Annotated in this window: 2 protein-coding genes; both read right to left on the bottom strand. The window is 63.4% G+C overall.

The features are described 5' to 3' along the window. Positions 1–504, bottom strand: a 504-nt coding sequence (locus ABYB95_RS22320; protein ID WP_372662162.1) for a Tm-1-like ATP-binding domain-containing protein, incomplete at its 3' end; no start/stop codon positions are given. 98 nt (positions 505–602) lie between these two features. After that, positions 603–2,116 (bottom strand): acetoacetate--CoA ligase (locus tag ABYB95_RS22325; protein ID WP_372662165.1); only part of this gene is annotated, 1,514 nt, incomplete at its 5' end.

Below are 2,116 nucleotides of genomic sequence, written 5' to 3' on the forward strand. Positions count from 1 at the left end.
GGCATTGCGGAACACGTCGCGTGTGATGCTGTTCAGACCCGCGATGTCGCACACCGGGTTGAACATGTTGATGTCCTTGGCACCGATGAAGGGCTTGGTGAAGCCCGATGCCATGGTGGACACCATCACCTTGGGCAGGCCGTACGGGAACATGCCCATGACGACGGTGCCCAGGGCCGTGCCCATGGAGCCCCCCACGCCGATGATGCCGCTCAAGCCGTGCTTGGCGTGGTATTCAAGCGCGCACTTGACCGAGCCTTCGATCATCACCCCTTGGCATTTGCCTTCGTGCTTCATGTCGCGCACTTCCTGGATCGTCTTCCCGGCGGCGCCGGCCACGGCCTCGGGCGGGATCTCCACGTTCGAATCGGTGGATTCACGGATGCTGGCGTCGAGGTGGACCACGTCCACGCCCTGTGACTCCAGCACCTCGCGAATGAAGTTCGCTTCCACCGCTTTGGTGTCCAGCGTGATGATCATCAGGACTTTGGGTTTGTTGCTCATGCTTGTCTCCTTATCGTGTTGCTACACGGATGGGTATGCGATTGCCGTCGAATTGCGGCTTTCCGCGGGGGTTAAAAAAGGGTGTTTGTGAAATGGCATCAGCTGGTCTGCGCTGCATTCAGCTCATCGGCCAGCCGCTGGAAAAATCCGATGCTCGTTGGGTTGGCCATCGCATCGGGGCTGGCCACTTTTTCGGCCACCGCGCCCAGCAACAGCTTGCGCACCGGCACCTCCATCTTCTTGCCGGTGAGCGTGCGCGGGATCTCGTTGACCTGGTAGATCTCGTTCGGCACATGCCGGGCCGAGGCTTTGGTCTTGATCTGCAGAACGATCCTGGCCTTCAAGGCCTCGTCCAGCGTCTGACCAGGCTCCAGCACCACGAACAGCGGCATGAACGAGGGCCGGCCGAGGTATTCGAGATCGATCACGAGGCTGTCGCGGATCTCGGTCAGCTCTTCCACCACCCGGTAGATTTCGGCCGGGCCCATGCGGATACCGTGGCGGTTGATGGTCGAATCCGAGCGGCCATAGATCACGGAGGTGCCGCGCTCGGTGAACCGGATCCAGTCGCCGTGGCGCCACAGGCCGGGGTACATCTCGAAGTAGCTCTCCAGGTAGCGCCGGTGCTCGAGGTCGCCCCAGAAGCAGATCGGCATCGACGGCATGGGCTTGGTGATCACCAGCTCGCCGACCTCGTCGATCACCTTTTCGCCTTTGTCGTTGAAGGCAAAGGCGGCCACGCCCAGTTCACGGCACTGGATCTCACCCGCGGTCACCGGGAGGATCGGCGCACAGGCGACGAAGCCGGAAGCGATGTCGGTGCCGCCGCTGATCGAAGCGAGCCAGAGATCGGGCTTCACCGCGTCGTAGACCCAGTGGTAAGCATCGATGGGCAGTGGTGAACCCGTGGCATTGATCGCGCGCAGGCTCTGCAAGGGCGCGATGTCGCGCGGCCGCAGCCCGTCTTTCCGGCAGTTGATCAGGTAGGCAGCGCCGCAGCCGAAGAGGGTGACCTTTTGCTCGTCGATGAAGCGCCACAGTGCCGCCGCGTCGGGCCACGCCGGGTTGCCGTCGTAGAGCACGATGCTCGCGCCGGTCAACAAGGCACCGATCTGCAGGTTCCAGACGATCCAGCCGGTGCCGCCCAGAAACAGCAGACGGTCGGCAGGCCGCAGGTCGTGTTGCAGCGCCATGGTTTTCAGGTGCGTGAGCACGACGCCACCCTGGCTGTGCACGATGACCTTCGGCAGCCCGGTGGTGCCCGACGAGTAGACGATCCACAGCGGATGGGCAAAGGGCAAGCGCTCGAACCGCAATTCGGCATCGACAGCAATGGCTTCAGACCACTCTGTGCGATCGCGCCATGCCGGGGGCTTGTGCGACGCGGCGCGGCAAATCGGACCGGCCACATGGATGACGTGGCGGACGGTGGGCAAGGCCAACAGCAACTCGTCGACCATTTCGCGCCGGTCGTGGGTCTTGCCGTTGTAGCTGTAGCTGTCCACCGCCAGCAGCACCTTGGGCTCGATCTGTCGGAAGCGGTCCAGCACCACGGTGGCGCCCATGTCGGGCGAACAGCTGGACCAGATCGCCCCCAGGCTGGCGCAGGCCA

Source organism: Hydrogenophaga sp. (assembly GCF_041633695.1).
In the GTDB taxonomy this organism is placed as follows: Bacteria; Pseudomonadota; Gammaproteobacteria; order Burkholderiales; family Burkholderiaceae_C; genus Hydrogenophaga.